At 70.7% G+C, this 14,960-nt stretch carries 13 protein-coding genes; 6 read left to right on the top strand and 7 right to left on the bottom strand.

The window, feature by feature from the left end:
• The first annotated feature begins 402 nt into the window (after positions 1-402).
• Positions 403-1,647 carry an IS110 family RNA-guided transposase gene (locus tag AC5DRG_RS28305; protein ID WP_491802261.1) on the top strand — a complete coding sequence of 415 codons (1,245 nt, stop codon included), beginning with the start codon at positions 403-405 and terminating at the stop codon, positions 1,645-1,647.
• Positions 1,648-1,828: 181 nt separating this feature from the next.
• Here AC5DRG_RS28305 and AC5DRG_RS28300 read toward each other — a convergent pair whose 3' ends face one another.
• Positions 1,829-2,083, bottom strand: coding sequence for a hypothetical protein (locus AC5DRG_RS28300; RefSeq protein ID WP_491802260.1), 255 nt, complete (start codon positions 2,081-2,083; stop codon positions 1,829-1,831).
• Positions 2,084-2,660: 577 nt separating this feature from the next.
• Here AC5DRG_RS28300 and AC5DRG_RS28295 point away from each other — a divergent pair.
• On the top strand, positions 2,661-3,485 hold the full coding sequence (locus AC5DRG_RS28295; protein ID WP_491802259.1) for a DUF2637 domain-containing protein: 825 nt from the start codon (positions 2,661-2,663) through the stop codon (positions 3,483-3,485).
• A 185-nt stretch (positions 3,486-3,670) separates the two neighbouring features.
• On the top strand, positions 3,671-4,648 hold the full coding sequence (locus tag AC5DRG_RS28290; RefSeq protein ID WP_491802258.1) for a thiopeptide-type bacteriocin biosynthesis protein: 978 nt from the start codon (positions 3,671-3,673) through the stop codon (positions 4,646-4,648).
• 72 nt (positions 4,649-4,720) lie between these two features.
• Here AC5DRG_RS28290 and AC5DRG_RS28285 read toward each other — a convergent pair whose 3' ends face one another.
• The gene (locus tag AC5DRG_RS28285) at positions 4,721-5,341 is read right to left on the bottom strand and encodes a hypothetical protein (RefSeq protein WP_491802257.1); all 621 of its coding nucleotides are present in this window, start codon (positions 5,339-5,341) and stop codon (positions 4,721-4,723) included.
• Between the two features lie 209 nt (positions 5,342-5,550).
• Here AC5DRG_RS28285 and AC5DRG_RS28280 point away from each other — a divergent pair, with 209 nt between their 5' ends.
• Positions 5,551-6,768: a sensor histidine kinase gene (locus tag AC5DRG_RS28280; RefSeq protein WP_491802256.1), complete on the top strand. Its 1,218-nt coding sequence runs from the start codon at positions 5,551-5,553 to the stop codon at positions 6,766-6,768.
• Positions 6,765-7,430: a response regulator gene (locus AC5DRG_RS28275; protein WP_491802255.1), complete on the top strand. Its 666-nt coding sequence runs from the start codon at positions 6,765-6,767 to the stop codon at positions 7,428-7,430. Before AC5DRG_RS28280 ends, AC5DRG_RS28275 begins: the two co-directional genes overlap by 4 nt.
• Positions 7,431-7,438: 8 nt before the next feature.
• Here AC5DRG_RS28275 and AC5DRG_RS28270 read toward each other — a convergent pair whose 3' ends face one another.
• Together AC5DRG_RS28270 and AC5DRG_RS28265 are read right to left on the bottom strand one after the other, a co-directional pair.
• Positions 7,439-8,089: a response regulator gene (locus AC5DRG_RS28270; protein ID WP_491802254.1), complete on the bottom strand. Its 651-nt coding sequence runs from the start codon at positions 8,087-8,089 to the stop codon at positions 7,439-7,441.
• On the bottom strand, positions 8,089-10,455 hold the full coding sequence (locus tag AC5DRG_RS28265) for a histidine kinase (protein ID WP_491802253.1): 2,367 nt from the start codon (positions 10,453-10,455) through the stop codon (positions 8,089-8,091). The genes AC5DRG_RS28270 and AC5DRG_RS28265 overlap by 1 nt, the downstream gene beginning before the upstream one ends.
• A 137-nt stretch (positions 10,456-10,592) precedes the next feature.
• Here AC5DRG_RS28265 and AC5DRG_RS28260 point away from each other — a divergent pair, with 137 nt between their 5' ends.
• Complete coding sequence (locus AC5DRG_RS28260; protein WP_491802252.1) at positions 10,593-11,657, top strand: CPBP family intramembrane glutamic endopeptidase; 1,065 nt, start codon at positions 10,593-10,595, stop codon at positions 11,655-11,657.
• Between the two features lie 36 nt (positions 11,658-11,693).
• On the opposite strand, the gene AC5DRG_RS28255 is transcribed toward AC5DRG_RS28260, so the two are convergent.
• The 3 genes from AC5DRG_RS28255 to AC5DRG_RS28245 all read right to left on the bottom strand — a co-directional run bounded on the left by AC5DRG_RS28255 (position 11,694) and on the right by AC5DRG_RS28245 (position 14,732).
• A complete protein-coding gene (locus AC5DRG_RS28255) occupies positions 11,694-13,184 on the bottom strand; it encodes an MFS transporter (protein ID WP_491802251.1) in 1,491 nt (496 codons plus the stop codon).
• A gap of 135 nt (positions 13,185-13,319) precedes the next feature.
• Complete coding sequence (gene alr, locus AC5DRG_RS28250) at positions 13,320-14,483, bottom strand: alanine racemase (protein WP_491802250.1); 1,164 nt, start codon at positions 14,481-14,483, stop codon at positions 13,320-13,322.
• A gap of 84 nt (positions 14,484-14,567) precedes the next feature.
• Positions 14,568-14,732 carry a hypothetical protein gene (locus AC5DRG_RS28245; RefSeq protein ID WP_491802249.1) on the bottom strand — a complete coding sequence of 55 codons (165 nt, stop codon included), beginning with the start codon at positions 14,730-14,732 and terminating at the stop codon, positions 14,568-14,570.
• Positions 14,733-14,960: the final 228 nt, after the last annotated feature.

Here is a 14,960-nt window from a genome sequence, read left to right as displayed (position 1 = left end):
TCAACCCGCCTCCGTGCCCTGGGCGTGCCCTTCAGGGCGGACAGCCACGGTCACCGGCGGTTCACCGGCGTGGACCAAGGCACCGGTCAAAGCTCGAAACCACTGGTCAGCGGTCCAGCGCACCTTCGGTGCGCGCCGGGGGCGTGGTAAATCCTGTGGCGTGCGCCGGGTTGCCTCTGTCTGCCTCTGACGTGGGCTGATACCTCCGCGGGACGCTGGTGGGGTTCGTTCCGGCCGAAGTCGATGTCTCTGTGATGCCGGTGAGCTCGCAGGTCAGCGTGACGCTGAGGGCCGTCCACGGGAACCGTGGAGTGTTGCTGTGAGCACGTGCGTCAGAATTCCTGTTACACCCTGGCCTTCCCGGAACGGCGTACCGGTTGCCGTCCGGGAGGGAGTAGAGCCGTGGACGTGCTGCACGAACGCTGCGCTGGTGTGGACATCAGCAAGAAGGACGCCAAGGTGTGCGTGCGCACGCCGAGTACGAAGCGGCGGGGGTCGTTCACCACCGAGACCACGACGTGGGGTTCGACGACGAACGCGGTCCTTGCCCTGCGGGATCACCTGCTCGCCGCCGAGGTCACGCTGGTGGTGATCGAGGCCACCAGCGACTACTGGAAGCCGTTTTACTACCTGCTGGCCGAGGACTTGGACGTGATCCTGGTCAATGCGAGGCAGGTCAAGAACCTGCCCGGCCGCAAGACCGACGTTTCCGATGCGGCCTGGCTGGCCCAGCTCGGAGCGCACGGCCTGGTCAGGCCGTCGTTCGTACCCGACCAGCCCGTGCGTGAACTGCGGGACCTGACCCGCGCCCGCACCCAGCTCACCCGCGAGCGCGGCCAGATCGTCCAGCGCCTGGAGAAGCTGCTGGAGGACACCGGGATCAAGCTCGCCGCGGTCGCCTCCGACATCATGGGCGTCTCCGGCCGGGCCATGCTGGAGGCTCTCGTCTCGGGCGAACGCGAACCGCAGACCCTCGCGGAACTGGCCAGGCGCAAGCTCCGCAACAAGATCCCCGAACTCACCGAGGCCCTGACCGGTCGCTTCCGCGACCATCACGCCTTCCTGGTCCGGCTGCACCTGGACCACTACGACCAGCTCACGGATGCGGTCGGACAGCTGGATGCACGCATCGAGGAGGCGATGGCCCCCTTTCGAGGCGCCCTCGACCTCCTCGACACCATCCCCGGGATCAACCACGCGGTCGCCGAGGTGATCATCGCCGAGACCGGCGGCGACATGACCCGGTTCGCCTCCGCCCGGCACCTCGCCTCCTGGGCCGGGGTCTGCCCCGGCCACCACGAGTCCGCCGGCCGCACCAAAAACACCAAGGTCCGCCCCGGCAATCCCTACCTGAAGGGAGCACTCGGACTCGCGGCATTCGGCGCGGTGAGAACCAAAGACACCTACCTGCAAGCCCGTTACAAGCGGCTCACCGCCCGCCGCGGCCCGCTCAGGGCCCTGGTCGCCGTCGAACACTCGATCACCACCGCGATCTGGCACATGCTCACCGACCATGTCACCTACCGCGAGCTCGGCGGCGCCTACTTCACCCAGCGCGACCCCGAACGCGCCACCCGCCGCGCGATCAACGCCCTCAACCAGCTCGGCTACACCGTCACCCTCAACCCTCGGGAAGCCACAGCCTGACCACCCCACGACCAAACACCCGGCAGCACCTCCGGCCACCGGGCGCCCAGCCCTGCCCAAACAACCCCTGACCTGGACCTATTTACGCGTCAGAGGCTTGGTGGTGCGCCAAGCGCCGTCGCTCCCCAAGCTGAGAGCGCGAGTTCGATTCTCGTCACCCGCTCCGGCAGAAACCCCCAGGTCATCGACTTGGGGGTTGCTTGTTATCTAGAGGATGGCGGCGCGTACGCCGCTGCCGCTCCGGGTCCGGCCGGCGTTCGGCCAGGGCGTTTGCGACGATCTGCTCCTGCCGCTGGTAGTTGGCCTTCTTGCGCGCGCGAAGCGTCTCGGTGGAGCGCATCAGCCGGTCGGTCGCCAGGGCTTCGTCCGTCCCGTAGCTGACACCGATCCGGCAATTCGCGGTCCGCCCGGCCGTGCCGGAGTACCGGCGCTGCACTCCTGCACAACGAACTGATCGTCGCGCTGCCATTACGTGCGGCGTGGGCACACGTTCGTGGGACGGCACAGAAGTCCGGTTGGAGTACTAGTTCGATTCTCGTCAACCGCTCTGTAATAAGAAATATTCACTCCCTTTCGCAACCCAGGGGCCACATGCATTCTTTTCGTACAGGGATATATAGAGCCTGAATGGCCCCTAGACTAAATACTTAAACCAGGCACCCCTTCACCCGTTCGCCGCGCATCTGTTGAAGTGAGGCGACGTTAGTCGGGATATGAACGTGGCAACCATGGAAGGGCGCCGCCGCCTCCACGCAGGTCAAGAGCGGGAGAGCCGGACAGCCAATGGGGTAACGCTGGGGCCCTACACCTACACCCCCGCCCCCATGCACTCATCAGAGGCCGCGAACGGCACTCTGACACGAGGGGGATTTCCGGTCGCGCTAGCGGTTACTGAGCCTCTTCTGCGGGAATTCCTGGACGTAATGAGCGCACTAGAAGCTGATCTCACTCGACGATGGGTCAAATCCGAGGGTCTTTACGCCTTCCCGGGCGCGGAATAATCAGGCTGCGTCATGTACGACGAAGGAATCGATCATCTGCGAGTGCGCTCCGTCGATGACCCTGGTGTGCCCAACAATGGAGGCACGGGTCGACACCGGGCCCCGGCCGAGTTTCTCTCGGCACCCTTGGTGCCACCAGATGCGGGCTGGGATCCGGCCGAAGAATTGGCCTGGGTGCTCCAGGACGCCATGGAGGAGCGGCTCCCAAGAATCCCCACGACCCGCCACGAGACATCGGTCACCACCCCGCCCGCCGGCACGCCCCTATGGAACCTCCAAGAAATCACGGCGGAACTGCCGCCCTTGGAAAGACTTCGCCGTGGTCACCGTAAGGTTCGTGAGCGCAAGCGCCTGAGCGTGCACCAAGCCACCAGCTATTTCATTGCCGCACTGGCCGCAGCAATCACCTCCGCAGTGAGTTTTTTCAGCGGGATGGCTGCCTACGATCCTCTGCGCGTCATGGCCATGTCCCGCACGCAGAGCGGCATCGCGGCATGGTGGCCTCTGCTGGTGTACGGGCCTTGGCTGGTTGCGTCGCTCTCCATCCTTCGGGCCGCACTGCATCAGCGCCGCACTGTGCACTCCTGGTGCATGATCCTCCTCTTTTCATCGATTGCGATCCTTTTGTGTGTCGATCAGGCGCCCAAAACCTTCCTCGACACCACAGCAGCCGCCTTGCCGGGACTCGCCGCTCTCTCATGCTTCCAGCAAGCCGTCCGCCAAATCACCCTGACCCGGGCACCCCGACGGATGATGCCCCGCCATCGTTCGAGGCGCTCCCCACTGCATGCCCCCTCTGACGAAGAACCGACGGACACCGGCGTCCCAGCGCGATGACGTGCGTGGGCGATGGTGGCCGGGCTCACCGACCATGGCATCGACTCCACCGGTGTCCTGCCTCCCTGCTCCACACGCGCCACGACCGGACCGCCGCATCGCCCCATGGCGAAGCCGTCTGCCGCCGCCGGTGCAGCACCGGCCGCCCGGCTTCTCACCGGACCGACCCAGCAGAAAGGACCCGGATGGACCTGCACGACAGCAGCACGACTGAGCAGGCCGTCCTGGCCGTCCTCACCGGTACGCCCGTCACGGAGGCCGCCGGCTGGGCGCGCTCGTCCCCCGAGTTCCTCGCCGAGGCGGCCGCGCGGTACCGCGCGGCCGGACGCACGGCCCTCCGAACACGTCCGGAACCGTCGGGGTGGCACGAGGTGAACATCGAGTTCACCGACTACCCGACCGCCGAACTCACCTTCCTCACCTACCTGGTGCCGCCCTTGCGGCAGGCGACGGACTCCGGGACGGTCGGGTCCTGGTGGTTCGTCCGCACGTACCCCTGCTGGCGCCTCCGCGTCACTCCCGGCCGAGAGGCCACAGCCGAGGAGGTGTCGGAGCGCCTCGTCAGGGCTCTCGACAGTGCGGTGTCGTGGGGCGTGGTCAAGCGCTGGTGGTCAACGCTGTACGAACCGGAGACCACGGCATTCGGCGGCCCGGAGGGCATCAGGATCGCCCACGACTTGTTTCATGTCGACAGTGTCGGTGTCCTCGACTATCTGCACGGAACGAGTACGGCCGACAACGGGATACTCGATACCAGGACGACCTCGTTTCTCGTCATCAGCGACTTCCTCCGCGCCGCCGGACAAGAGCGGAGCGACCTGGGAGACGTGTGGGCGCGCGTCGAAGCGAAACGGCCCCTGCCCGATGACGTTCCGATGGACCGTGTCACCGCCATGGTCAGCAGGCTCCGCGAGCTTCTGGCGATCGATACCAGCCTCGCCCGTGCGAACACCAACGGGCTCGCGCCGTACGTGGATTGGACGGCCGGAATGCGGCACGGCGGCCAAGCCCTTGCGTTGGCCGGGAACGCGGGACGGCTCGGCCTCGGCACCCGCAGTGTCCTTGCCCGGCACATCCTCATCCACTGGAACCGCATGGGCTTCACCGCGCGCCAACAAGGCATCTGGGCACGAGCGGCACGCGAGACGATCCTGGGGAGCTGACCAACGAGCATGCCAGAAGCTTCAGCGGCAGCCGCTTGTGCTGCCCGCTCGTCTCACGGAGCGCACGTCGTCTCAGGCCGGTACCCGGTTCGGGGCCGTGGTGTGCTCCGCGTTGGGGACCGTGCGCCACAGTGCGGCGGATAGCCAGACCAGGATGATGCCGACCAGGACGTGCAGCGCGCTGGTGAGCAGGGAGTCGGGTAGCGCGGTCAGGAACGCGAAGATCGGCAGCACCACGGCGTACCCCCACGACGGGATCCTCGGGAACATGCGGGCGCGGATCATGGTCGCCCCGAACAGGGCGCAGCCCACGGCGAAGACGGCCGCGGAACCGATGAGCGCGGGGACGGTGGGGCCGGTCAGGGTCTCGTCGATGATGTCGTCGTCCAAGTAGAAGAGCACCAGGTTCGACGCGAACGCGGCACCGCCGAACAGGCCGAGGCCGATGAGGTTCATGGTGGCGGCGGTCCTTCCCAGGCTCCCGGCAGCCGGGGCCTGGCGCTGGTGCAGTGCGGTGAGCAGAGGCAGGGCGAACGCGGGGGCGAGGGCGAGCGGGACGCTGGTCGCCGAGGTCTCTCCGGTGAACGTCTCGACCAGGCCGGGCAGGGCGATCAGCAGGCCGGCCAGCACGCCGCACAGGGCGCCGGCGCGGAACGTCGATGAGGTTGTCGATGAGGTTACGGATGAGGGCATGGGGCTGCTCCGGTTGTTCGGACGGTGGGTGGTTGGTTGGTTGCTCGGACCGCGGTCCAGGTCGCCACCGTAGGAGGCGGCCGGTCGGCGTCGGGAGGTGAAGGACGTCGTGCGTCGGCGGCCGAAAGTCACCGTCCTACGGGCGACGCCGGGCCGTTCGGCACATGCCGTCGGGCTCGATCCGGGCGTGATGTGCTCGCCGGTGTCCCGTGGCGGTCGGGGTCGGCCTAGCCTGGCGGGAGCGGGTGGAGGGGGTGCGCATCGTGGCGTATGTGCCCGTGCGGTGGGTGTCGCCGCTGCTGTACGGCGTCGTGCTGGTGGGTGGGTTGTATTCCGCGGTGGCCGGTCTGGACGACAGCCGCGGGTTCGCGGGCTGGCGGACGGGCGGCTTCGTCGTCGCGATCGGTGCGCTGTTCGTCCTGGAGGCGGTCGGGCGGCGGCGGCCCGTTGCCCGGGTGGCGCCGCTGCTGGCCCGCTGTGCCCTGATCGGGGCGGTGGTGCTGCTTGACGCTTCGGGACTGTCCCAAGTGCTGTTCGTGCTGGTGCCGTTCACCGCCTACTTCGCCTTCGGTCGCACCGTCTCGGTGGCGCTGGGCGCGCTGTGTGTGGCCGGGCTGCTCACCGCGTACCTGCTGACCGCGCCCGGCTGGTACCGCGAACAGGAGCGCGTGGCCGACCTGTTGATGCTCTGCGTCGGGCTGGTGCTGGCGATCTCGATGGCGGCGGTGGCCGTCGGAGAGCAGCGCGCGCGGATCGAACTGGAGGCGTATGCCGCGCGGGTCGCCGAACTGTCCGCCGCCACCGAGCGCAACCGGCTGGCGCGGGACATCCATGACAGCCTCGGCCACCATCTCACCGCGATGTCCGTGCAGTTGGAGATGGCCTCGGACTTCCAGAGCCTGGACCCCGACGCGGCCCGGCGGGCACTGGACGAGGCACGGCGATCGGTGCGGCTCGCGCTGGGAGACGTACGGCAGTCGGTGCGCGCTCTGCGGGACGAGGCGACGCGCCCCACGCTGTCGGCGGCGCTCGCCGCACTGGCGCGGGACGGTGCGGCGCGGCCGCGGGTCACGGTCGAGGTGAGCGGCGACGAGGACGGTTACGGCGTGGCCGAGCTGACCGCGCTGTACCGGGCCGCGCAGGAGGCCGTGACCAATGCGCGCCGCCATGCGCGGGCCTCGGAGGTGGCCATTGTGGTCCACCTGTCCGGGGACGCCGCGCGGCTGGAGGTCATGGACGACGGTCGCGGTTTCGAACCGGACACGGCCGGCGCCGGGTTCGGGCTGCTCGGTATGCGGGAGCGGGTACATCTGGTGGCGGGGAGCGTCGTCGTCGACAGCGGCCCGGGCGCCGGCACCCGGGTGACGGTGACGGTCCCGCGCGGGACGACGGCGAAGTCCTCGATGAACGGGGAGGCAGGGACATGAACAATGGCGAGCCGGAGCAGGCGGCGCCCGTGCGGGTGCTGGTGGTGGACGACCAGCGGCTCATCCGGGACGGCATCGCCTCCCTGCTGTCCATCCGGCCGGGCATCGAGGTCGTCGGCACCGCCGTGGACGGCCGGGACGCCGTGGCGAAGACTCTGGAAAGGCAGCCGGACGTCGTGCTCATGGATGTCCGGATGCCGAAGATGGACGGTGTCGAGGCGGTCGCCGTCCTGCGCGACCGGGCGCCCGAGTGCCGGGTCGTGATGCTGACGACGTTCGACGACGAGGAGTACGTCGTGCAGGCGCTGCGGGCCGGCGCGCACGGCTATCTCCTCAAGGATCTGCCGGCCGAGGACCTCGCCCACGCGGTCCGCCTGGCGCACGCGGGCGTCACCCAGCTCGACTCGTCCGTCGCCCGCCGCCTGACCGCCTTCCTGCCTCATCCCGAACCGGCCGCCGAGGCTCCCGCCGTCTCCCTCAGCCCGCGCGAGACGGACATCCTGCGGCTCATGGCACACGGGCACACCAACAGGGAGATCGCCGCGCGGCTGTACCTCAGCGAGGGCACGGTCAAGAACCACGTCTCCCGCATCCTCAGACGCCTCGCCCTGCGCGACCGCACGCAGGCGGCGCTCCGTGCCCGGGACCTCGGCCTGCTGTGAAGCCGGGTTCAACCTGTTCCGCGTGGTCTGACCAGTCCGCTCTCGTAGGCCAGGATCGTGGCCTGCACCCGGTCCCGTAGGCCCAGCTTGGACAGCAGGGCGTTCACGTGGGTCTTCACGGTGCCTGTGGTCACTCCGAGGGCGGAGGCGATCTCGGCGTTCGTCAGGCCCGAGGCGATGTGCAGGAGGACCTCGTTCTCGCGGGGTGTGAGGGAGGACAGCTCGCCCGTCACCGATGGTGGCTGTGGGGCGCCTTGCGCGAAGGTGTCGATGAGGCGGCGGGTCACGGTAGGGGCCAGGATGCCCTCGCCGGTGGCGACCACGCGGATCGCGGAGAGCAGGTCCTCGGGCAGGGCGTCCTTGAGCAGGAAGCCGGAAGCCCCGGCGCGCAAGGCCTCGTAGACGTAGGCGTCCAGGTCGAAGGTGGTCAGGACGAGGACTCGCGGTGGGCGCTCCTGCGCGGTGATGAGACGGGTCGCGGTGAGGCCGTCCATGCCGGGCATGCGGATGTCCATCAGGACCAGGTCGGGTGCCGTGGTTGCGGCGAGTTCCACCGCCGACGCCCCGTCACCGGCCTCGGCGACCACCGTCAGATCGGGTTCGGCGTCCACGATGGCGGCGAATCCTGCGCGGACCACCGCCTGGTCGTCGACGACCATCACGCGGGTGGTGGTGACGGGAACACCTCCTGGACGGGCTCCCGCGGACTCGGGCGCGTCGACAGCAACACCCGTACGGTACCTGTCTGTTCGAGGGCTACACGTCCAGCCCCTGTCCCCACTTGTGCCTTCAGGCATTCGGCCACCGGACCGGTCACGGCCAGTGGTACGCCCGTCACCGTGACGCGCAGGGTGTCCCGCCGTCGGCGCAGTGTGACCCGTGCCGGGCCCTGGTCGCCCGCGGTGAGCGCCGCCTCGACTATCCGGTACGCCGACAGGGTCACGGAGGGTGGGAGGTTCCGCGCGGCCTGCGGCAGGCCCCGCAGTGTCACGTCCCTGCCGGCCGCGCGTACCGTCCGGCACAGCGTGTCGAGGTCTGCGGCGGTGGGCGCCGGAGCGAGCCCCGGCCCGGGATCCTCCTCCGACTTGCCCAGGCTGTGCAGGAGTTCGCGCATGGCGGCGAGGGCCGAGCGGGCGCCGGCGGCCACCTCGTCCAGCCGTCCCTGGCGGGCCTGTTCGACCAGTTCCGCTGCGGGGTGCAGGACGGCGTCGTGCAACTTCGCCGCCAGTCGGTGCCGTTCGGCGTCCGCGGCCCGTTCCGCGTGCCACAGTGCGCCGGCCAGCGCGTAGTCGTCCCGGGCCAGGATGCGCAGCCGTCGGTGGCGTACGGCGAGCCCGGCACCCCACAGGCCGGCGAACACGGCGGCGAGCACCACGGTCAACGGCACGAACATCACCACGGCGGTGGGCCACATGGAGCCCTCTCCCTGCAACTCGCCGTCCGCGCCCGCCGTCGCGACCAGGGTCCCGGAGAGCGAGACCGCCGCCGCGCACCACGCGGGCCAGGTGCGGGAGGCCCCCCGGCCGTAGACCGCCACCGCGTACACCGCGAGCAGTTCCGCGAGCGCTCCTCCGGCGAAGAACTCGGACACCCGCGACGGCAGGCCGCCCCAGGCGACCGCCACCGGCCACAGCCACGACGTGGCCAGCACGCCGAGGAACGCCGGCCACGGAGCGCGTCGCCGCCACAGCAGCGGCACCGCGTGAGCGGCCAGCAGCACGGCCACGACGAGCAGGCCGGGCACCGCGGCGCGCAGGCTCGCGCCGGTCCAGTCCTCCACGGTGACCAGGGCGAACACCAGGGGAAGGAGCGTCGCCGTGAACACCAGCGCGGGGTCGGCCAGCCGCTGCTCCCGCAGCACGTCGCGCCGGCCCGCGCCCTCGGGCGGACCCCACGGTCCCGTGACGTCGGGCAGTGTGGCCCGCACCCGCCAGCCGCCGCCGGGTGCGGGGCCGGCCGTCAGTTCCCCGCCCACGGCCGCCGCCCGCTCCTTCATCCCGGCGACGCCGCGTCCCGAACCGAGTCCACCGACGCCGTCCGGCGCCGTGCCGCGCGGGGGAGCGTTGTCGACAGTCAGTTCCAGGACGCCCTGCCCGCGTACGACGCTGACGTGCGCGGCGGAGCCGGGGGCGTACCGCAGGACGTTCGTCAGGGCCTCGCGGACGATCCCGTGGACCGCCTCGGCCGCCGGACCGGCCAGGTCGTCGGGGAGGACTGCGTCGATCGGACGTCCCAACCGGCCGAATCCGGCGATGAGTTCCTCGATGCGGGCGGTCATCGGGCGGGGATCCGGAGGGTCTACGTCGCGCAGCAGGCCTACGAGCCTTCGCAGCGCCGTCAGGGTCTCGGTGCCGGTGCGCTCGGCGAACGACAGTGCCTCGGCCGTCAACTCGGGCCTGCTGCCGCCGAGTCGTCGCGCGGCGTCGGCCGTGATGACGACGGACGTCAGGTGATGCGCGCTCACGTCGTGCAACTCGCGGGCCAGCCGCCGCCGTTCGGTGTCGCCCGCCCGCCGCCGGGTCTCCTCCGCACCGGCCAGCCGACGGGTCGCGAGCGACCGCCCCTTGAGCCACTGCCGTCGGGCCTCACCGAGCCCCGCGCAGACGACGTACAGGAGCGCGCCGAGCGCCCACTCCGAAGCGAGCGCGGGCCGGACCCCGACGTGGACGATCGACAGGAGCCACTCGACACCCACGGCCGCGGCGAGCGCCCGTACGGTCACGGGCACGGGGCGACGGACCGCGACCGAATACAGCGCGATCGGCGCACCCACCCCGAAGTAGCCGTCCTGCCACGCCACTTGGCCCAGCAGGAGAGCGCCGAGGGACCACGCCAGGGCCCGGACCGGCGCCTGCCGTCGGCGGCCCAGCGCGGCCGTCTCGACGACCACCGCGCCGAGGACGGCTACGAGTGCCGCTGCCCCGGGCACGTCCTCGCCGGCCAAGCCTGCTCCGGGCCACAGCCAGGCGAGCTGTCCGGCCGCGAGCAGGGCGGGGAGCAGCCAGTTGCGTATCGTCGTCTCCATGTCGGCACGAGCGTAGGCGGGGTGCTGTGGCGCGGCACCGGCCCCAGGTACGAGGCCGCTCTCTACCTTCCGACAGAGGCGCCGTTCGTGCCCGCGGCCGATGTGGGGGACATGGGCCCGCGGGGAGGCTTGTCACCATGACGAATCCGCTCGCCGCCCCGACGCCCGCGCTCCTGCCCTACCACCGGATGGCACACGCCTCGGCACATCACAGATGGTGGCGGCCCGTGCTGGGCACCGGGTTCGTGGCCGTGGCGGGCGTGCTCGTGGCCGCACTGGCCTACGGCATCGGCTCCGCCCTGGGAGCGGCCAAGGGGTACCCCGAAGCCCCCGACGGAACCGTCGAGTTCGGCCCCGTCTCGGGCACCGCCCTCGACCTGCTGGCGATCGCCGCCGCCCTGCCCGTCGTCCTGCTCGCGGTGCGCTGGATCGGGCGCCGCCCGGCGGGCACGGTCTCGTCCGTGACGGGCGGACTGCGGTGGGGCTGGCTGGGGCTGTGTGTGCTGGCGGCCCTCCCGGTCCTCGCCATGACCACCGGGGCCGCGTTCCTGCTGCCCATGGACGACGCCGCGCCGTCGCGGTGGGCGGGCTGGGAGGTCTTCGGCCCGGCCCTCGCCATGCTGGTCGTCCTGGTGCCGCTGCAGGCGGCCGCCGAGGAGTACGTCTTCCGCGGCTGGCTCACGCAGGCGGTCGGCGGTTTCCTGCGCTCTCCCTGGTGGACGCTCGTGCCCCAGGCCGTCCTGTTCGCCGCCGCCCACGGCTGGGGCACCCCGTGGGGCTTCGCCGACCTGGCCGTGTTCGCGGTGGTCGCGGGCTGGCTCACCGTACGCACCGGCGGGCTGGAGGCGGCCATCGGACTGCACGCCGTGAACAACCTCCTGGCCTTCGGGGTCTCGGCCGCCGTCGTCGACGGCCTCAAGACCGATGACACCGCAGCGGACGCTCCCTGGCAGCTCGTGGCCGTCGACCTGGCCGGCATCGCTCTGTACACGGCGGCCGTCCTCTGGCTGGCGCGTCGCCGCACACCGACCCGCGCCGTCCCCGCGCCGGCACCGGTCCCGCCGCCGCTGCCCTTCTCCGCCGCGTATCCCCAGGCTCCCGCCGTCCACGTCCCTCTCCCCCGCGTCCCGGTCCCGGTTCCGTCCCTGGGGGAGGCTCCCTCCGCTGCTCCGCTCGGCGTCGCCGACCGGACCCCGCGCTGACGGCGCGGAGCCCGTTCGCGCACTGCCGGCGGTCGGTCACGACGCGAGATCGAGGTTGTCGCGGTTCAGGGCCTTGGCCTGGGTCTGGTCGGTGAGCACCGGGGTGGCGGTCGGGGCCGGCGTGCGGCGCAGGAAGAGGAACGTGATGGCGGCGGTGGCGGTCAGGATCGCCACACCGGTCAGGACGCCCGTGTGCAGGCCGTCCAGGAATCCGGCCGGCGTGCTGACGAGTCCGCCGAGCAGGGCGATGGCGAAGCAACTGCCCACCTGGCGGCAGGTGTTGAGTACGGCCGCGGAGGTGGCGGCGAGTTCGGACGGCACGCCACCCAGGAGGGTGGAGGTCAGGGGCGGCACGGCGAGCCCGGCGCCGAAGCCGAGGGGAAGCAGCAGAAGCGCGGTGAGCCAGGCGGGGGTCGTGCCGTCGATCAGCAGCATGAGGCCCGCGCCGAGTGCCATCAGGAGCTGGCCCACGACCAGGAGTACCGGGGCGCCGAACCTGGCTTCGAGCTTCATCACCACGATGTTGCCCAGCGGGTCGACGGCACACATGGGCAGGAAGACGGCTCCGGCCAGGACCGGGCTGTAGCCGTTGACCTGCTGGAAGTAGAGCCCGAGCGCGAACACCATCCCGTAGAAGACCGCGTTGACGGCGAATCCGGCGGCGATGGTCACCAGGGCGGGGCGGGTGCGCAGGATCCTCAGGGGGACCATCGGCTGGGCGCGGCGCGCCTGGAGGGTGAAGAAGACGCCGAAGGCCAGTGCGGAGAAGAGCAGCAACTGCGGTACGGGGTAGGCGAATCCGGCGTGGCCCATGGTGATGACGGCCTGCGTGACGCTGACGAGGGCGAGGAGGAACGTCAGCTGGCTGGGGATGTCGATCGGGGCGGGCCGGCGGGGCGAGCGGGCGATGCGGCTGAGGAGGGCCAGGCCCAGAAGGCCGATGGGGACGTTGAGGAGGAAGATCATCCGCCAGCCGGTGGCGGAGGTCACGGCCCCTCCGATGACGGGACCCAGGGCGATGGCGACACCGCCCACCGCTGTCCATATCGCGATGGCGCGTGCTCGTTCCGCCTGGTCCTCGTACGCCTGACGGATCAGGGCGAGGGAGGTGGGGAGCATCAGCGCCGCCGCCAGGCCCTGTGCCATCCGGGCGGCGATCAGCGCGTTCAGGTCCGGTGCCAGGAAGCAGACGGCGGAGGCGATGCTGAACCCGGCGAGTCCGATGGCGTACACGCGCTTGGCGCCGAGGCGGTCGGAGAACACGCCTGCGGACAGCATGAACGCGGCGAAGGTGAGGGTGTAGCCGTCGATGACCCACTGGAGGCCCGACATACCGCCGCCGATGTCCTGCGAGATGGCGGGCAGCGACACGTTGATGGCCGAGCCGTCGAGCGAGATCAGGAAGAAGCTGACCAGCGCCGAGTACAGAACGAAGCGCTTGGATGAGCTGGTGGGGGCGTTGCTGGACGCGGACTGGGCCTTGGGCCGGCCGGTCGTGGCGGGGCGCCTGGGCATGACGAGAGACATGAGGGCATCCGTAAGTGGTCGCGCGGCCTCAAGGGCCGGGGTGTCAGTGAGGTTTTGTCGTCAAGGGCGTGGCGGAGTGGCAGCACGGTGCTGCGGACGCCCTTGGGAAAAGGTGCGCGGTGTTGGCCGGGTCGGTCAGGCCGGTTCCCCCGCCGCGTTCAGGAAGACGCGCGGGACCCGTGGGCCGACCCTGGTGACGATCTCGTACGCGATGGAGCCTGCCGCGTCGGCCCAGTCCTGGGCGGTGGGCTCGCCCCGGTCGCCCGGTCCGAAGAGCAGTGCCCGGGAGCCGGGCGCCACGGTGTCGCCGCCCAGGTCCACCGCGAACTGGTCCATGGCGATCCGCCCGGCGACCCGCCGCCAAGCGGTCTCGCCCTCGATCAACAGCGGTCCCTGGCCGGAGGCGTGGCGTGGAATGCCGTCGGCGTATCCGACGGGCACGAGACCCAGGGTGGTCTTGTGGGTGGTCGTGTAGGTGTGGCCGTAGCCGACACCGTGTCCGTCCGGGACCTCCTTGACCTGTGCCAGTGACGCGGACAGCGTCATCACCGGTCGTAGTCCGAAGTCCTCGGGCCGGCCGATCTCGGGGCTGGGCGAGATTCCGTACAGGGCGATGCCTGTCCGTACGAGATCGAAGTGTGTCTCGGGGAGGGTGAGCGCGGCGGCGGAGTTGGCGATGTGGCGGACCTCCGGCTCGACGCCGGCCTTCTCGGCGTGCGCGATCATCTCGTGGAAGAGGTCGAGTTGTGCGTCGATCGAGGGGTGTCCTGGCTCGTCGGCGCACGCGAAGTGGGACCACAGGCCGGTGACGGTCAGTTCGCCCGCGGCTTGGCGGGTGAGTGCCGCGTCGACCAGTTCGGCCCAGTCGCCGGGCTGGCAACCGCTGCGGCCGAGTCCGGTGTCGGCCTTCAGCTGCACCCGTGCGGGGCGCCCCGCCGCGCGGGCGGCGGCTCCTGCCTCGGCGAGCGCCCAGAGGTCGCTGACGGATACGTCGATGGAGGCCTCGACGCATGCCTGCCACGGGTCGCCGGGTGTCCACAGCCAGCACATGAGGGGGCCGTCGATGCCCGCGGCACGCAGGGCGAGCGCCTCGTGCGGAGTGGCCGTGCCGAGCCATCGCGCACCGGCCGTCCGGGCGGCGCGAGCGCACTCGACCATGCCGTGACCGTATGCGTCGGCCTTCACCACGGCCATGAGTCCGGCGCCGGGCGCGACCCGCGCGCTCAAGGCGTGCACGTTCGAGCGCAGTGCGGCGAGGTCGATCTCGGCGCGTGCTCTGACCTGGGGTGCGTGGCACATGAAGGCGGCTCTCCTAACTCGGGTTCACGTGGTGACGGCTGGTGGGGAAGGGCAAGAGGAGGGGGAAATGCTCGGCGGACGTGGTCAGTCGACCAGGACGAAGTCGTCCCGGTTCAGCTTCCGGGGCCGCGCGGCGACCATCAGGACGGGGACACGTGCGCCACGGTCGCTGGTCCCCGTAGCCCGGGTGCCGCGTACGGCGGTCGTGGCGGCCGGGCGGACGGCGGCGGAGGCAGTGTGGTTGGCCATGATCGGTTCTCCCTGAGTGCGGCGGGGCCGGTCCCGACGACCGGCGATGTCGCCAATCTTTACGGGCCGTTCGCGGCGGACGACAGCCATGCGGGCTGGTCGGAACAGGCCTGTCCGCAAGCGTCCACGGGTCCCACGCGCGGTGCCGTTGATGTCACCTTGTGGCCAGGCCGGTTGGTGCCAGCCCTCTCGCCTTCCGCGACCCCACCGGCCGGGACAGACTGGGTT

This window comes from Streptomyces sp. JLBG701, from assembly GCF_058544905.1.
Note: the sequence above shows the minus strand (reverse complement) of the source record. Positions and strands in the feature narration are given on the sequence as shown.